Origin of the sequence: Streptomyces sp. AK08-02 (genome assembly GCF_033795085.1) — a bacterium.
In the GTDB taxonomy this organism is placed as follows: domain Bacteria; phylum Actinomycetota; class Actinomycetes; order Streptomycetales; family Streptomycetaceae; genus Streptomyces; species Streptomyces echiniscabiei.
Genome location: NZ_JARAZV010000014.1, coordinates 141,610 through 156,624, shown reverse-complemented (window position 1 = coordinate 156,624; position 15,015 = coordinate 141,610). Strand labels below are relative to the sequence as shown.

The 15,015-nt window shown below is 69.0% G+C and carries 13 protein-coding genes and 1 tRNA gene; 3 read left to right on the top strand and 11 right to left on the bottom strand.

Translation table 11 applies throughout. The features are described 5' to 3' along the window. Positions 1 to 6 precede the first annotated feature (6 nt). Both PV734_RS28680 and PV734_RS28675 read right to left on the bottom strand, forming a co-directional pair. A complete protein-coding gene (locus tag PV734_RS28680) occupies positions 7 to 684 on the bottom strand; it encodes a TetR/AcrR family transcriptional regulator (protein WP_319096724.1) in 678 nt (225 codons plus the stop codon). Beyond that, positions 681 to 1,694, bottom strand: coding sequence for an acyl-CoA desaturase (locus tag PV734_RS28675; protein WP_319292601.1), 1,014 nt, complete (start codon positions 1,692 to 1,694; stop codon positions 681 to 683). Before PV734_RS28675 ends, PV734_RS28680 begins: the two co-directional genes overlap by 4 nt. Positions 1,695 to 2,017: 323 nt before the next feature. Between PV734_RS28675 and ppc the strand changes: the two genes are divergently transcribed. Beyond that, complete coding sequence (ppc, locus tag PV734_RS28670; RefSeq protein WP_319096726.1) at positions 2,018 to 4,768, top strand: phosphoenolpyruvate carboxylase; 2,751 nt, start codon at positions 2,018 to 2,020, stop codon at positions 4,766 to 4,768. 139 nt (positions 4,769 to 4,907) lie between these two features. On the opposite strand, the gene PV734_RS28665 is transcribed toward ppc, so the two are convergent. The 7 genes from PV734_RS28665 to PV734_RS28635 form a co-directional block, all read right to left on the bottom strand. Beyond that, a complete protein-coding gene (locus PV734_RS28665) occupies positions 4,908 to 5,426 on the bottom strand; it encodes a hypothetical protein (protein WP_415924279.1) in 519 nt (172 codons plus the stop codon). Positions 5,427 to 5,529: 103 nt separating this feature from the next. Then, positions 5,530 to 6,132, bottom strand: coding sequence for an aminoacyl-tRNA hydrolase (pth, locus tag PV734_RS28660; RefSeq protein ID WP_319096728.1), 603 nt, complete (start codon positions 6,130 to 6,132; stop codon positions 5,530 to 5,532). Between the two features lie 245 nt (positions 6,133 to 6,377). Continuing rightward, positions 6,378 to 6,962, bottom strand: a complete 585-nt coding sequence (locus PV734_RS28655) for a 50S ribosomal protein L25/general stress protein Ctc (RefSeq protein WP_319096730.1) — start codon at positions 6,960 to 6,962, stop codon at positions 6,378 to 6,380. Positions 6,963 to 7,182: 220 nt separating this feature from the next. Beyond that, positions 7,183 to 8,175: a ribose-phosphate diphosphokinase gene (locus tag PV734_RS28650; protein WP_319096732.1), complete on the bottom strand. Its 993-nt coding sequence runs from the start codon at positions 8,173 to 8,175 to the stop codon at positions 7,183 to 7,185. Between the two features lie 116 nt (positions 8,176 to 8,291). Continuing rightward, complete coding sequence (gene glmU / locus PV734_RS28645; RefSeq protein ID WP_319096733.1) at positions 8,292 to 9,740, bottom strand: bifunctional UDP-N-acetylglucosamine diphosphorylase/glucosamine-1-phosphate N-acetyltransferase GlmU; 1,449 nt, start codon at positions 9,738 to 9,740, stop codon at positions 8,292 to 8,294. A gap of 118 nt (positions 9,741 to 9,858) precedes the next feature. Next, positions 9,859 to 9,930: transfer RNA gene (locus PV734_RS28640), tRNA-Gln, on the bottom strand. 27 nt (positions 9,931 to 9,957) lie between these two features. Then, a complete protein-coding gene (locus tag PV734_RS28635; RefSeq protein WP_319292600.1) occupies positions 9,958 to 10,815 on the bottom strand; it encodes a hypothetical protein in 858 nt (285 codons plus the stop codon). Positions 10,816 to 10,992: 177 nt separating this feature from the next. Between PV734_RS28635 and PV734_RS28630 the strand changes: the two genes are divergently transcribed. Next, a complete protein-coding gene (locus PV734_RS28630) occupies positions 10,993 to 12,312 on the top strand; it encodes a sensor histidine kinase (protein WP_319096734.1) in 1,320 nt (439 codons plus the stop codon). A gap of 75 nt (positions 12,313 to 12,387) precedes the next feature. Here the strand turns inward: PV734_RS28630 and PV734_RS28625 are convergent, their stop codons facing one another. Further along, entirely contained in the window at positions 12,388 to 12,921 is a 534-nt protein-coding gene (locus PV734_RS28625) for an SUKH-3 domain-containing protein (protein ID WP_319096873.1), read from the bottom strand. Between the two features lie 121 nt (positions 12,922 to 13,042). Beyond that, complete coding sequence (locus PV734_RS28620) at positions 13,043 to 13,639, bottom strand: YwqJ-related putative deaminase (protein ID WP_319096735.1); 597 nt, start codon at positions 13,637 to 13,639, stop codon at positions 13,043 to 13,045. A 344-nt stretch (positions 13,640 to 13,983) separates the two neighbouring features. Here PV734_RS28620 and PV734_RS28615 point away from each other — a divergent pair, with 344 nt between their 5' ends. Further along, positions 13,984 to 15,012, top strand: coding sequence for an SMI1/KNR4 family protein (locus tag PV734_RS28615; RefSeq protein WP_319096737.1), 1,029 nt, complete (start codon positions 13,984 to 13,986; stop codon positions 15,010 to 15,012). The last annotated feature ends 3 nt before the right edge of the window (positions 15,013 to 15,015 follow it).

The following is a 15,015-nucleotide window of genomic DNA, read 5'->3' as shown; positions in this document are numbered from 1 at the left end:
GTTCATTCAGCTTTTTCGGCGCCCGATCAGGCGCGGCTTCGCCTCCAGCCCGTCCAGACCGTGCCACGCCAGGTTCACCAGATGCGCCGCCACCTCCGCCTTCTTCGGGCGCCGCACGTCCAGCCACCACTGGCCCGTCAGCGCGACCATGCCGACCAGGGCCTGGGCGTAGAGCGGGGCCAGATGGGGATCGAAGCCGCGGCGTTTGAACTCGCGGCCCAGGATGTCCTCCACCTGGGTGGCGATGTCCGAGATCAGCGACGCGAAGGAACCCGTCGACTGCGGGATGGGGGAGTCGCGCACCAGGATGCGGAAACCGTCCGTGTACTCCTCGATGTAGTCGAGGAGCGCGAAGGCGGCCTGCTCGCACAGCTCGCGCGGATGACCGGCCGTCAACGAGCTCGTCACCATGTCCAGCAGGCGCCGCATCTCGCGGTCCACCACCACCGCGTACAGGCCCTCCTTGCCGCCGAAGTGCTCGTACACCACCGGCTTGGAGACACCGGCCTTGGCCGCGATCTCCTCCACCGACGTGGCCTCGAAGCCCTTCGTGGCGAACAGCGTGCGGCCGATCTCCAGCAACTGGGCCCGGCGCTCGGCACCCGTCATCCGGGTGCGGCGGGGGCGCCGCGGTTTCTCATTGCTCGGAGTGCTGCTGGAGTCGGTCGCCACGCCGTCAATCATGCCGCCTTCGCCGGCTCCTTCCGGCGCCGAGAGCCGTCCAGGTCCGTGTTCCGGCGGGAATCGATACGCGAGCGTGACGGCCAGCGCACGTCATAGGCCCAGCCGAGCATCTCGAACCAACGGATCAGCCGCGCCGAGGAGTCGACCTGCCCACGCATAACGCCGTGCCGCGCCGACGTCGGGTCGGCATGGTGCAGGTTGTGCCAGGACTCGCCGCAGGAGAGCACGGCCAGCCACCACACGTTGCCCGAGCGGTCCCGCGACTTGAAGGGGCGCTTGCCCACCGCGTGGCAGATCGAGTTGATCGACCAGGTGACGTGATGGAGCAGGCAGACCCGCACCAGCGAGCCCCAGAAGAAGCCGGTGAACGCACCCCACCACGACATCGTCACCAGACCGCCGATCAGCGCGGGCAGCGCCAGCGACAGCATCGCCCACCAGATGAACTGACGGGAGATCGCCCGGATGTCCGGGTCCTTGATCAGGTCGGGCGCGTACTTGTCCTGCGGAGTCTGCTCCTCGTCGAACATCCACTCGATGTGCGCCCACCACAGGCCCCGCAGCAACGCCGGAACCGTCTCCCCGAACCGCCACGGGGAGTGCGGGTCACCCTCCGCGTCGGAGAACTTGTGGTGCTTGCGGTGGTCCGCCACCCAGCGCACCAGCGGACCCTCCACCGCCATCGAACCGGCGATGGCGAGCGCGATCCGCAACGGCCGCTTGGCCTTGAACGCGCCGTGCGTGAAATACCGGTGGAAGCCGATCGTGATGCCGTGGCAGCCCAGGTAGTAGAAGAAGACGAGCAGGCCGAGGTCCAGCCAGCTGACCCCCCAGCCCCACGCCAGCGGCACCGCCGCCAGCACCGCGAGGAACGGGACGATGATGAAGAGAAGAAGCGTGATCTGTTCGAGTGAACGCTTCTGTTCGCCACCCAGCGTGGCCGAGGGCAGTGAGGAATCGTCGGGTGTCTTCCCAGCGTCTTCGAGCGCGTCGGAAGGTGAGGTGGTCATGCGCATCCCCTGGGGGGTGGTGGGTCTCGGCAGATGTCGGGGTACGTCATCCGAGGTCGCCCACGGAATCAGGCTCCCTACGGTTGCGTAACCTACGGCGTCGTAAGTATGTCAGCGCGTCGCCCGGCGGCAAGAGCCCGAAATTATGCGCGTGCCCCCCGACACCTATCCTTGAGTCGGTCGGACAGCGCGGTCCGCTCTCTTTTCTTCCCGGATGCCCCGCCCCTATGCCGCCCGGCACCCCGGTTCCGGCGCGGCCTGCCCGCCCGGACACCCGCCGGGTACCCACCCGCCGAGCCTCCACACTGCAAGGAGCCGCACCTGTGAGCAGTGCCGACGACCGTGGCCAGACCGACATGGCCGCCACGACGACCAGCAGTGAGCTGCGCGCCGACATCCGCCGCCTGGGCGACCTGCTCGGCGAGACCCTCGTCCGCCAAGAGGGCCCCGAGCTGCTGGAACTCGTGGAGAAGGTCCGCCAACTGACCCGCGAGGACGGCGAGGCCGCCGCCGAACTGCTGCGGGGCACCGAACTGGAGACCGCCGCCAAGCTCGTCCGCGCCTTCTCCACCTACTTCCACCTCGCCAACGTCACCGAGCAGGTCCACCGAGGCCGCGAACTGCGCGCCAAGCGCGCCGCCGAAGGCGGTCTCCTCGCCCGCACGGCCGACCGCCTCAAGGACGCCGACCCCGACCACCTGCGCGCCACGGTCCGGAACCTCAACGTTCGCCCGGTCTTCACGGCCCACCCCACGGAAGCGGCCAGGCGCTCGGTCCTCAACAAGCTGCGCCGTATCGCCGCCCTGCTGGAGACCCCCGTCATCGAGGCGGACCGCCGCCGCTACGACACCCGTCTGGCCGAGAACATCGACCTCGTCTGGCAGACCGACGAACTGCGCGTCGTACGCCCCGAACCCGCCGACGAGGCCCGCAACGCCATCTACTACCTCGACGAACTCCACGCGGGTGCGGTCGGGGACGTGCTGGAGGACCTCACCGCCGAACTCGAACGCGTCGGAGTCAGGCTCCCCGACGACACCCGGCCCCTCACCTTCGGCACCTGGATCGGCGGCGACCGCGACGGCAACCCCAACGTGACCCCCCAGGTCACCTGGGACGTCCTGATCCTCCAGCACGAGCACGGCATCAACGACGCCCTCGAACTCATCGACGAGCTGCGCGGCTTCCTCTCCAACTCCATCCGCTACACCGGCGCCACCGAGGAACTCCTCGAATCCCTCCGGGCCGACATCGAACTCCTGCCCGAGATCAGCCCCCGCTACAAGCGCCTCAACGCCGAGGAGCCCTACCGGCTCAAGGCCACCTGCATCCGACAGAAGCTCGAGAACACCAAGCAGCGCCTGGCCAAGGACACCCCGCACGCCCCCGGCCGCGACTACCTCGGCACCGGCCAGCTCCTCGCGGACCTCACCCTCATCCAGACCTCCCTGCGCGAACACCGCGGCGGCCTCTTCGCCGACGGCCGCATGGACCGCACGATCCGCACCCTCGCCGCCTTCGGCCTCCAGCTCGCCACCATGGACGTACGCGAACACGCCGACGCCCACCACCACACCCTCGGCCAGCTCTTCGACCGCCTCGGCGAGGAATCCTGGCGCTACGAGGACATGCCCCGCGAGTACCGCAACAAGCTCCTCGCGAAGGAACTCCGGTCGCGGAGGCCCCTGGCGCCCACGCCCGCGCCCCTCGACGCGGCCGGCACCAAGACGCTCGGCGTGTTCGAGACCGTCAAGAAGGCCCTCGCCGTCTTCGGACCCGAGGTCATCGAGTCCTACATCATCTCCATGTGCCAGGGCTCCGACGACGTCTTCGCCGCCGCCGTACTCGCCCGCGAGGCCGGCCTCATCGACCTCCACGCAGGCTGGGCCAAGATCGGCATCGTCCCCCTCCTGGAGACCACCGACGAACTCAAGGCCGCCGACACCATCCTTGAGGACATGCTCTCCGACCCGTCCTACCGGCGCCTCGTCGCGCTCCGGGGCGACGTCCAGGAGGTCATGCTCGGCTACTCCGACTCCTCCAAGTTCGGCGGCATCACCACCAGCCAGTGGGAGATTCACCGCGCCCAGCGCCGCCTCCGCGACGTCGCCCACCGCTACGGCGTCCGGCTCCGCCTCTTCCACGGCCGCGGCGGCACCGTCGGCCGAGGCGGCGGCCCCTCCCACGACGCGATCCTCGCCCAGCCCTGGGGCACCCTGGAAGGCGAGATCAAGGTCACCGAACAGGGCGAGGTGATCTCCGACAAGTACCTGGTCCCCTCACTCGCCCGCGAGAACCTCGAACTCACCGTCGCCGCCACCCTCCAGGCCTCCGCCCTGCACACCTCACCCCGCCAGTCCGACGAGTCCCTCGCCCGCTGGGACGCCGCCATGGACCTCGTCTCCGACTCCGCCCACGCCGCCTACCGCAGGCTCGTCGAGGACCCGGACCTGCCGACGTACTTCCTCGCGTCGACACCGGTGGACCAGCTCGCCGACCTGCACCTCGGCTCACGGCCCTCCCGCCGCCCCGGCTCAGGCGTCTCCCTCGACGGACTGCGCGCCATCCCGTGGGTGTTCGGCTGGACCCAGTCCCGGCAGATCGTCCCCGGCTGGTTCGGCGTCGGCTCCGGCCTGAAGGCACTGCGCGAGGCCGGCCTGGACACCGTGCTCGACGAGATGCACGAACAGTGGCACTTCTTCCGCAACTTCATCTCCAACGTCGAGATGACACTCGCGAAGACCGACCTGCGCATCGCCCGCCACTACGTCGAGACCCTCGTCCCCGCCGAACTCCAGCACGTCTTCGCCGACATCGAGGCCGAGCACGAACTCACCGTCCGCGAGGTTCTGAAGATCACCGGCGAGAACGAACTCCTCGACGCCACCCCGGTGCTGAAGCAGACCTTCACCATCCGCGACGCCTACCTGGACCCCATCTCCTACCTCCAGGTGACCCTGCTCAAGCGCCAGCGCGACGCCGCCGCGGCCGGCACCGAGCCCGACCCGCTCCTCGCCCGCGCCCTGCTCCTCACCGTCAACGGAGTCGCGGCGGGCCTGCGCAACACCGGCTGAGCCGAGCCGCACGAAACGACCGAGGGTGCCCTCGTACGCGGACACACCATCACGCGTACGACGGCACCCTCACGTCGTCACAGGGCGGGACGCCGGACACAGACAGCACACGGCCACACCGACCACACCCCCACGCCGCTCACAACGCCACCCAGGCCGCCGTCACCAGGGCCAACCCGCTCCCCGCCATCGCCCACCCCGTCCGCGTCAGCCCCAGCCCGCCCGCCACCACGACCGACGCCAGCAGCAGCGCACCACCCAACGGCACCCACGCGTACAGAACACCCGCCGGACCCGACCGCACGACATCACGGCTCCCCGGCTTCACGACCACCGTGTACGTGTCACCCGCGCTCACCCCGACCGACTGGTCCAGCACGACCCGGCTCCGCGCCGTCGACCCCACCGACACCGGCCGGTACGACCCCGTACAGACGCCGTCCTCGCACCCCGCCACCGTCATCGTGCCCTGCTCACGTCCCTTGCTGAGCATCACGTGCTGAGCCGTCCCCCAGGACGCCCACACACCCGCGATCAGGATCAGCGCGGCGACCGTACCCATCACCGCGAACCGCCCGAACCGCCCCACACGCCCGAGCCGCGGCGAGGCGGAGGCGGGCTTGCGACGATGGGCGGTGGCTGGCATGGCCGGGATCATTGGCCATGGTCGGGCGATCGGTCAACTCCTGCCCGACAAAGTCAGGAGTTGTACCCACGTATCTCCCGCTCCACGCCCGTACACCCCCGGTGACTTTCCGTCCTCACGAGTTGTACGCGCTCTGCGCCCGCTCCAGACCCTCGGTCACCAGCGACTCCACCGCGTCCGTCGCCCGGTCCACGAAGTAGTCCAGCTCCTTGCGCTCCGCCGACGAGAAGTCCTTCAGCACGAAATCCGCCACCTGCATACGACCCGGAGGGCGCCCGATCCCGAACCGCACCCGGTGGTAGTCCGCACCCATCGCCTTCGTCATCGACTTCAGACCGTTGTGACCGTTGTCCCCGCCACCCAGCTTCAGCCGCAGCACCCCGTAGTCGATGTCCAGCTCGTCATGGACCGCCACGACACGGTCCAGCGACACCTTGTAGAACTCCCGCAGCGCGTTCACCGGCCCGCCCGACAGGTTCATGTACGACATCGGCTTCGCCAGGATCACCCGACGGTTAGCAGGACCCGGCGGCCCGATGCGCCCCTCGACGACCTGCGCCTGCGCCTTCCCGGCCCGCTTGAACTTCCCGCCGATCCGCTCCGCCAGCAGGTCGGCCACCATGAACCCCACGTTGTGCCGGTTCATCGCGTACTCCGGCCCGGGATTACCGAGCCCCACGATCAGCCAGGGGCCGCCCGCGTCGGTCGTCACGTCCATCTCTCCTTGGATACGCGCCGACCGCCGCTCCAGGGCCTGCCGTCAAATTCCCGTCGTCCGCCCGGAGGGCGGGCCGGGCGGCGTCAGGTGCGTGCTCTCGGCGTGCCGGACGCAGGCCCTCGTACTGGTTGTACGTGGGTCTGTGTCCGGTGCGGCGAGAGTGCGTGCATGGCGTCGCCCGGCAGGCGGGAATTTGACGACAGGCCCTGGAGAGCGGCGGCCGGCAAACGAAGTCTCCGGGGCGATCAGGCCTCGGTGCTCTCGCCCTCACTGTCGGCGGGGGCCTCCTCCGCCTGCGCGGCGAGGACCTGGAGGACGACCGCGTCCTCGTCGATCGCCAGCGTGGTGCCCGAGGGCAGCGGGATGTCCTTGGCGAGGATGGAGGCACCGGCCTCCAGGCCCGCGATGGACACCGTGACGGACTCGGGGATGTGCGTGGCCTCGGCCTCGACCGTCAGCGTGCTCAGCACGTGCTCAAGCAGGTACGCACCCGGGGCCAGGTCGCCCTCGGTGTGGACGTAGACCTCGACGGTGACCTTCTCGCCGCGCTTCACGGTGAGCAGGTCGACGTGCTTGAGGAAGCCCTTGAGGGCGTCGCGCTGGACAGCCTTCGGGATCGCCAGCTCGGTGCGGCCCTCGACGTCCAGGGTCAGCAGGACGTTCGGGGTACGCAGGGCGAGCTGCAGCTCGTGGCCCGGAAGCGTGATGTGGACGGGGTCGGCACCGTGGCCGTAGACGACCGCGGGAACCTTGCCCTCGCGGCGGGCGCGACGGGCGGCACCCTTGCCGAACTCGGTGCGGGTCTCAGCGGCGAGCTTTACCTCGGACATACTTTTCACTCCTCGTACGGGTGAGAGACGGACAGGTCACCCGGCCACGAACGGCCTGCTACGAAGAGCGCGTCGATAACGGAGAACCAGCCCGTGAATGACACGGGTACGGCCTCCCTCGCCGAGCAACTCGCACAGACTACTCGGCGGAGGAGGCCGCAGAAAAATCGATCATGCAGAAGCGATCCAGCAGCTTCCTCGAGCCGGAGGCCGGAACGACCTACTGCTCGTCGAACAGGCTCGTCACCGAACCGTCCTCGAACACCTCACGCACCGCACTCGCGATCGTCGGCGCGATCGACAGCACCTTGATCTTGTCCAGGTCGGCACTCAGCTCACCCGGCGTCGGCAGCGTGTTCGTGAACACGAACTCACTCACCCGCGAGTTCTTCAGACGATCGGCGGCCGGACCCGACAACACACCGTGCGTCGCCGTCACGATGACATCCTCCGCACCGTGCGCGAACAACGCGTCCGCCGCCGCCACGATCGTCCCACCCGTGTCGATCATGTCGTCGACCAGCACACACACCCGACCCTTGACCTCACCCACGACCTCGTGGACGGTCACCTGGTTCGCCACGTCCTTGTCACGACGCTTGTGCACGATCGCCAGCGGCGCACCCAGCCGGTCGCACCAACGGTCGGCCACCCGCACCCGGCCCGCGTCCGGCGACACGACCGTCAGCTTGCCCTTGTCCACCTTCGCGCCCACATAGTCCGCGAGCAGCGGCAACGCGAAGAGATGATCCACCGGGCCGTCGAAGAAGCCCTGGATCTGGTCCGTGTGCAGGTCCACCGTCAGGATGCGGTCCGCACCCGCCGTCGCCATCAGATCCGCGACCAGACGCGCCGAGATCGGTTCACGCCCACGGTGCTTCTTGTCCTGCCGCGCGTAACCGTAGAACGGCACGATCACGGTGATGGACCTGGCCGACGCACGCTTCAGGGCGTCGATCATGATCAACTGCTCCATGATCCACTGGTTGATCGGAGCCGTGTGGCTCTGGATCACGAAGCAGTCCGCGCCACGCGCCGACTCCTCGTAACGGACGTAGATCTCACCGTTCGCGAAGTCGAAGGCCTTTGTCGGCACCACCCCGACCCCCAACTGCTGAGCGACCTCCTGGGCGAGCTCGGGGTGGGCGCGGCCGGAGAAGAACATCATCTTCTTCTTCCCGTTCTTCCCGCCGGTCGTCTTGGTCGCGGTCACAGCACTGTCTCCTCGGAGGTTTCTCAGCCGTGATCAGCCCTGAGAGGCCTGCTCAGCTGGGGGTGTGCGGGTGTGTGCCTATCACGGTAGCCCGAGACGGACGCGAGTGTTTCCGGTCAGCTTTCGTCGCCCGGCTCCCGAGAAGCCGCCTCGGCCGCCTTCGCCGACGCACTCCCCGGACGCTTACGAGCCACCCAGCCCTCGATATTCCGCTGCTGGCCCCGGGCCACGGCCAGCGAACCGGGCGGCACATCCTTCGTGATCACCGACCCGGCAGCGGTGTACGCACCGTCCCCGACAGTGACAGGCGCCACAAACATGTTGTCCGAACCCGTCTTGCAGTGCGACCCGACAACGGTGTGATGCTTGTCCTGCCCGTCGTAGTTCACGAACACACTCGCGGCACCGATGTTCGTGAACTCACCGATCGTCGCGTCCCCGACATACGACAGATGCGGCACCTTCGTCCCGGCACCGATCGACGTGTTCTTGGTCTCGACGTACGTCCCGATCTTCGACTTCACACCGAGACGGGTTCCAGGACGCAAATACGCGTACGGCCCCACCGTCGCCCCAGCCCCCACCACGGCGCCGTCGGCGACCGTGTTGTCCACCCGCGCCCCGGCGTCCACCCGCGTGTCCTTCAGCCGCGAGTTGGGCCCGACCTCGGCACCCTCCGCGAGATGAGTCGACCCCTGCAGCAGCGTGTTCGGATGGACGATCGAGTCCTGCTCGAAGGTGACCGTCACATCGACCCACGTACTGGCCGGATCGATCACACTCACCCCCGCGAGCATCGCCTCCGTCAGCAGCCGGTCGTTCAGGATCCGCCGCGCCTCGGCCAACTGCACCCGGTTGTTGATCCCCGCGATCTCCCGGTGGTCACCGGCCACACAGGCCCCCACCCGATGCCCGGCCTCACGCAGGATCCCGAGTACGTCGGTGAGGTACTCCTCACCCTGACTGTTGTCCGTCCGCACCTTCCCCAGCGCGTCCGCGAGCAACTGCCCGTCGAACGCGAAGACACCGGAGTTGATCTCACGGATCGCCCGCTGCGAGTCGGTCGCGTCCTTGTGCTCCACGATCGCCGTCACCGCCCCCGACGCCCCGTCCCGCACGATCCGCCCGTACCCCGTCGCGTCCGGCACCTCCGCCGTCAGCACGGTCACGGCGTTGCCGTCGCCGGAATGGGTCGCCGCGAGCGTGCGCAGGGTCGCCCCGGTGAGCAGCGGGGTGTCGCCACAGACGACCACCACGGTCCCGTCCACGGTCCCGCCGAGCTCTTCGAGCCCCATGCGTACGGCGTGACCGGTGCCGTTCTGCTGCGCCTGGAAGGCGGTACGGATGCCGGTGCCGGCCTCCGTCAGGTGCGCGGTGACCTGCTCACGGGCGTGCCCGACGACGACGACCAGGTTCTCGGGGTCCAACTCGCCTGCGGCGGCGAGCACATGGCCCACCAGGGAACGGCCACAGAGCTCGTGCAGGACCTTGGGTGTGGCCGACTTCATACGGGTGCCCTCACCCGCTGCGAGTACGACTACGGCGGCGGGGCGATTGGCGCTCACGGGTGGTGCCCTTCGGCTGCGGAGGGGGGCGGGACGACATCCGCAGGATACCGGGGCGTTTCGTGGGGGACATGAGTATGGGCCCTGACTGTGCTGTCAGGGCCCGAACCGTGCATTGCTCCCCCGCCAGGACTTGAACCCGGACAGATGGCACCAAAAGCCACAGTGCTGCCAATTACACCACGGGGGAATAAATTCGACTAAACCGGACATTTAGTCAGGTCGCCGAATTGGCACCCACCACTATGCCGTACCAGGCACCCTCGATGCGACGGTACAAATCTGCTCCTTGTCGCACTCTGATGCCGAGGCACCCTCGGTAGGAGTCTCCCGTGTTCTTGCGCACGGTCGTCGGATTGTGCTTCTTGAGGATCGTCCTGCCCAGGGTTGACCTTTCGATGCCGACGAGATCCGCCCAGTGCTGCTCGGCGTCGGCAACGTCCGCGGACTCGTGAATCATGACGCGGCAGTGCAGTCGGTCCCGGCTTACCTCAAGCAGGTCCAACCAAGCGAGGAAGACGCTGATCATTCCGGGGTCGCTGTTGACGAACTCCACGCACTCCCGGCGAGCGTGTGGCTTGTCCTTGGTCCCCTCGGCCCAGTAGAGAGCAACGCCTGTAAGAAACAACTCGCGATCCGACAGTTCACCGACGGCTGTCGCCGCTGCTTGCTTCGTAGCCTCACGTTCCCGCTGCCGAGAGGCTTGCAGTCGAACGAGCCCCGCGTTCATCCGCTCCCGCTGTTCCTCCGGTGAGCACTTGGGCTCCGGGTGCGGCAGATCCCGCACCCAGAGCGAAACCGAACTCTTCGAGCACCCCAGTTCCGCCTGGATCCGGTTGTAGGTCCAGCCCCGCTGCCGTAGTTCCCGTGCCCTCTCGCGGAGGTCGTCCTTCGCTCGCGGGCGTTTCGTCCATTCCGGGGGCGGCTCGCCTTCGACGAGGCGTTGCAGGACCTCCTTGTTGTGGACCTGGAGCTCGTCCCGGATCTGCCGAAGGCTCAAGCCCTCCCGCCGCAACGCCACCGCCCGCTCCCGCAACCCCTCGAAGTCCGCGTACTTGCCACATGCATGTTCCATGGGCAAACCCTCCGGCGGAATCATCGCTTCCGGGGTCGAACGGTGCGCGATTCGGCAGTTCGAGGGATTCTGGTGGGTTTCGCTTCTGTTCGATTGCGGTGCCGGGTGGCCCCGTGGTGCGGGACGGTCGTTGAAACTCGCCGGAAAATCGGCCGTGCCCGAACGTAGGCTGGACGCATGACCACTACGGGGGAAGACCACGCCGCGGCCCTGACCGGGCCCTGGTGGTGGACCAGGTGGCGCGGTGCGGTGCTTGATGTGGGTCTCGCGTTGGTGTCCGCCGGGGAGTGTGCGGGGGAGGGTGTCCGGTTCGCGCGGGAGGCGGGGATCCCGGTGTCCGCCGGGATCGTGTTCGGGCTTGTCGCCGGGGCCGTGCTGGTGTTGCGGCGGCGCTGGCCGATCGCTGTCGTCCTGGTGTCGATCGCCGTCGCGCCGGCCCAGATGGGCTATCTGATGGGCGTCGTCGGGCTGTACACGCTCGCCGCCTCCGAGCTGCCCCGGCGGATCATCGGGGCGCTGGCCGGAATGGCGATGGTGGGGACGCTCATCGTGACGTTCGTGCGGTCGCACCAGGACATGGCGGACGGGAGTCTGAAGATCGGGGACTGGTTGGTTCCTGTCGTCGCCATCACCACGTCGTTGGGTGTGACCGCGCCGCCGTTGCTGCTCGGGTTGTACGTGGGGGCGCGGCGGCGGTTGATGGAGAGTCTCCGGGAGCGGGCGGACAGTCTGGAGCGGGAGCTTCAGTTGCTGGCCGAGCGGGCCGAGGAGCGGGCGGAGTGGGCGCGGAACGAGGAGCGGACGCGTATCGCCCGTGAGATGCACGACGTGGTGGCGCATCGGGTGAGTCTGATGGTGGTGCATGCGGCGGCTCTGCAGGCGATCGCCCGGAAGGATCCTGAGAAGGCTGTGCGGAATGCCGCTCTGGTGGGGGACATGGGGCGGCAGGCGTTGACCGAGTTGAGGGAGATGCTCGGGGTGTTGCGGTCGGGGGAGGGTCTGGAGCGGCGGGTGCAGGGTGTGCCGTTGGCGGCGGTGGGGGTGGCCGCGGCGGTGGCGGCGTCTCGTGCCGCGTCGGGTGGTGAGGGTGTGGGGGACGGGCCGTGTCTGTCCGAGTTGGAGGAGTTGGTCGGGCAGTCGGCGGCGGCGGGGATGGTGGTGGCGCTGTCGGTCGAGGGGGATGTGCGGTTGTACTGCGCGGAGGTCGAGCAGACGGCGTACCGGGTGGTGCAGGAGGCGTTGACGAACGTCCACAAGCACGCGGCGGGTGCGAAGACGCACGTACGGCTGGCGCATCGGGGTGGCGAGATCGCGATGCAGGTGGAGAACGAGCCGCCGCCCGAGCCGGTGTCGGGCTCTTCGGTGCGGTTTCCGTCCGGGGGCAATGGTCTGCTCGGGATGAAGGAGCGGGTTGCCGCGTTGGGCGGGGTGTTCGTGTCCGGGCCGACGGAGGCCGGGGGGTTTCGGGTGTCGGCGGTCATTCCGACCCGGGCCTAGTTGCTCATGACCCAGGCCTGGTGGCTGGTGGTTTGGCCTGGGGTGTTGCCCTGCGCCGGGGTGCCTGGGTGGGTTTCAGGGGGCTGTCAGGCGTATGGGTTCCAGGCCGGTGATCAGGGTGGTGAGGGCCTGGTCGAGGTCGGGGCCGAGGTACCAGTCTCCGGTGTGGTCGAGGGCGTAGACGCGGCCTGTCGTGTCGATGGCGAGGAGGGTCTGGGTCTCGGGTTCCTCGCCGAGGGGGCAGACCTCGGTGTCGAGGGCGCGGCCGAGGTCGGCGAGGGTGCGGGCCATGTGGAGGCCGTGCAGGGGGTCGAGGTGCAGGGCGGTGGGGGCGAGCTGGCGGCCGGGGCCGGGGGGTGTGATGTGCAGGCCGCCGAACTCGGCCCAGGCTTCGACGGCGGCGGGGAAGACGGCGTGGCGGTGTCCGGCGGGGGAGGCGTGGCCGCGTAGGGCGTCGGCCCAGATCTCGGCCTGTTTTATGTCCCAGCGGCCTGGTTGCCAGCCTGCGGCGCGCAGTGCGGTGTCGACGGCGACGGGGAAGCGGGTCGGGGATCCCCCCTGGCCGAACGGGGTTGGGGGCTTGGGGGGTGTGGTGCGGTCGGTGTGCATCTGCCCTTCGATCGTCGAGGTCATGGACCGGCGCGGGCGCGTGCTCGGTGCGGCGCCGTCGTGCGGTGGGTCTTGGGGAGGGGTCTTCGGGAGGGGATGGGGCCCGGGGTGAGGTGGGGCGTCAGCCTGTGGGGGTCGACGAGTCGACTATGCGGACGCCGAAGTGGGCGCTGAGTGCTGTGCAGGAGCGGCAGGGTGTGGCGAAGCTGCCGTGGAGGGGGTCGCCGTCCTCGCGGATGCGGCGGGTGGTGAGTTTGGCTTGTTTGAGTGCTCTGCGGGCTTCGCCGTTGGTCATGGGTTTGCGGGCGGCGCGTCGGCTGCGGCCTTCGTCGGCGAGGGTGATCTGCCGGGATATGAGGAGTGCCTCGGCGCAGCGGCCGGTGGAGCGGTCGCGTTGGGTGCTGGCGAGGGTGTCCAGGAAGTCCTGGACGAGGGGGTGCAGGGCGGGTGGCTGGTCGGTGCGTGCGGCGGTGCCGGTGAGGGTGGCGCCGCGTACGGAGAGGGCGGCGGCGACGGTGGGGAGTATGCCGTCGCGGCGGTGGCGGAGGGTGGGGACGCGGGGCGTCTCGTTGGTGCTCCAGCCGACGCGTGGGTCGCCGCCGGGTCTGCCGGTCGTACCGGGTGTTCCGGGTGTGGGTGGCTCCGTCGGGTGGTCTGTCGGCCGCCCTGTCGGCCTTCCCGTCTGAGTCCCTGTCTGTGTCGCGTTCATGATCGTCATCCCCTCCGGTGTCTCCCCCGTACAACGCTCCGGCGGACACAGAGTGCCAAACGGCGTGCCTGGTGCGGTAGCTGGGGCGGTGTGACACGCCCGGGCTTCGTCGGACCGTCACGGCGGGGTGACGGCAGGTCACGGAAGCGGGGGGCCGTTGACCGGCGCCGGTGACCGGTGTCGGCGTACCGCATAGGCTGTCGGGCAGCCGCGATCCGCAGCGTCGTCCGGGTTGCTGTCCGCACTGATGTGCTGACGGGTGGGACGGCGGTGATGTGACGTGACGTGTTGTGACAGACGTACGGGTCGTACTGATGTACAGGCCTTTTTAAACGCCGCAGGGGGCAACCGCCATGACGACAGGTCGGCTCGGGCAGCGAGTCGTGCCGCCGAACGCGGCCTATGCCGGGCAGGTCGTGCACTTCCCGGATCCGGTACGGGCCACTCGGCACCCGAGTGGGGTACGGGTGGACGAAGGCGGCTATCCCGACTTCTCGCTCTACGCGCGTGCGGCGGCGGAGATCGCCGAGCCGCCCGAGGGCTTCGGGGTCGACGAACTGCGGTTGACGGACTACGTGTCGGCGAACGCGGCGCTGGCCGCGTCCGGGCACGAGCTGTGGGACACGGTTCCGGCGGTGGCGACGCCGCACGGCTGGACCTGGCACCACGTGGCCGGTGGGCGGCGGCTGGAGCTCGTGCCGGTGGAGGTGAAGGCGCTGCTGCGGCATCACGGCGGGATCGCGACGTCTGGCGTCGACCAGCACAAGCGCGGTACGCGGCCCCTGCAGGAGACGCGGCCGGCGCATTTCGCGCTGCCGAAGTCGGCGGTGGCGGTGACCGAGCTGCAGGTGCAGGGCGTCGAGGAGGATCTCGGCTACCGGCTGCCGGGGGCGTACCGGTCGTTCCTGAAGGCGGCGGGCGGGTGTGCGCCGGTGGGCGCGGCGCTCGATGCCGAGCTGGGGCTGCTGGTGGACCAGCCGTTCTTCACGGTGCGGGACGAGGCGGCGGTCAACGACCTCGTGTATGTCAACAAGTGTCTGCGTGATCATCTGACGAAGGACTATCTGTGCGTCGGGTTCGTGCAGGGTGGTCTGCTGGCTGTGCGGGTGAGGGGTGAGAGGCTCGGTTCGGTGTGGTTCTGCGCGTACGACGACGCGCGGGACGTCGATCCGACGTGGCCGCCGGCCGACCGGGTGGAGCGGTTGCTGCTGCCGTGCGGTGACGACTTCGACCAGTTCCTGTCCCGGCTCGCGGGTAATCCGCCGGAGCTGGAGACGGTGGCGAACCTGATGGTGGACGGCGGTTTCGCGCGTGCGGTTCCGGTGCGGTCCCAGGCGGCTTCGGCGGCTTCCGCGTCCTCGGTGTCTTCGGTGGGGGAGTGACTG

Coding starts and splice junctions, on each gene's coding strand:
- PV734_RS28680 (WP_319096724.1), bottom strand. CDS start 684: ATGATTGACGGCGTGGCGACCGACTCCAGCAGCACTCCGAGCAATGAG.
- PV734_RS28675 (WP_319292601.1), bottom strand. CDS start 1,694: ATGACCACCTCACCTTCCGACGCGCTCGAAGACGCTGGGAAGACACCC.
- PV734_RS28665 (WP_415924279.1), bottom strand. CDS start 5,426: ATGATCCCGGCCATGCCAGCCACCGCCCATCGTCGCAAGCCCGCCTCC.
- pth (WP_319096728.1), bottom strand. CDS start 6,132: ATGGACGTGACGACCGACGCGGGCGGCCCCTGGCTGATCGTGGGGCTC.
- PV734_RS28655 (WP_319096730.1), bottom strand. CDS start 6,962: ATGTCCGAGGTAAAGCTCGCCGCTGAGACCCGCACCGAGTTCGGCAAG.
- PV734_RS28635 (WP_319292600.1), bottom strand. CDS start 10,815: ATGGAACATGCATGTGGCAAGTACGCGGACTTCGAGGGGTTGCGGGAG.
- PV734_RS28630 (WP_319096734.1), top strand. CDS start 10,993: ATGACCACTACGGGGGAAGACCACGCCGCGGCCCTGACCGGGCCCTGG.
- PV734_RS28625 (WP_319096873.1), bottom strand. CDS start 12,921: ATGCACACCGACCGCACCACACCCCCCAAGCCCCCAACCCCGTTCGGC.
- PV734_RS28620 (WP_319096735.1), bottom strand. CDS start 13,639: ATGACGATCATGAACGCGACACAGACAGGGACTCAGACGGGAAGGCCG.
- PV734_RS28615 (WP_319096737.1), top strand. CDS start 13,984: ATGACGACAGGTCGGCTCGGGCAGCGAGTCGTGCCGCCGAACGCGGCC.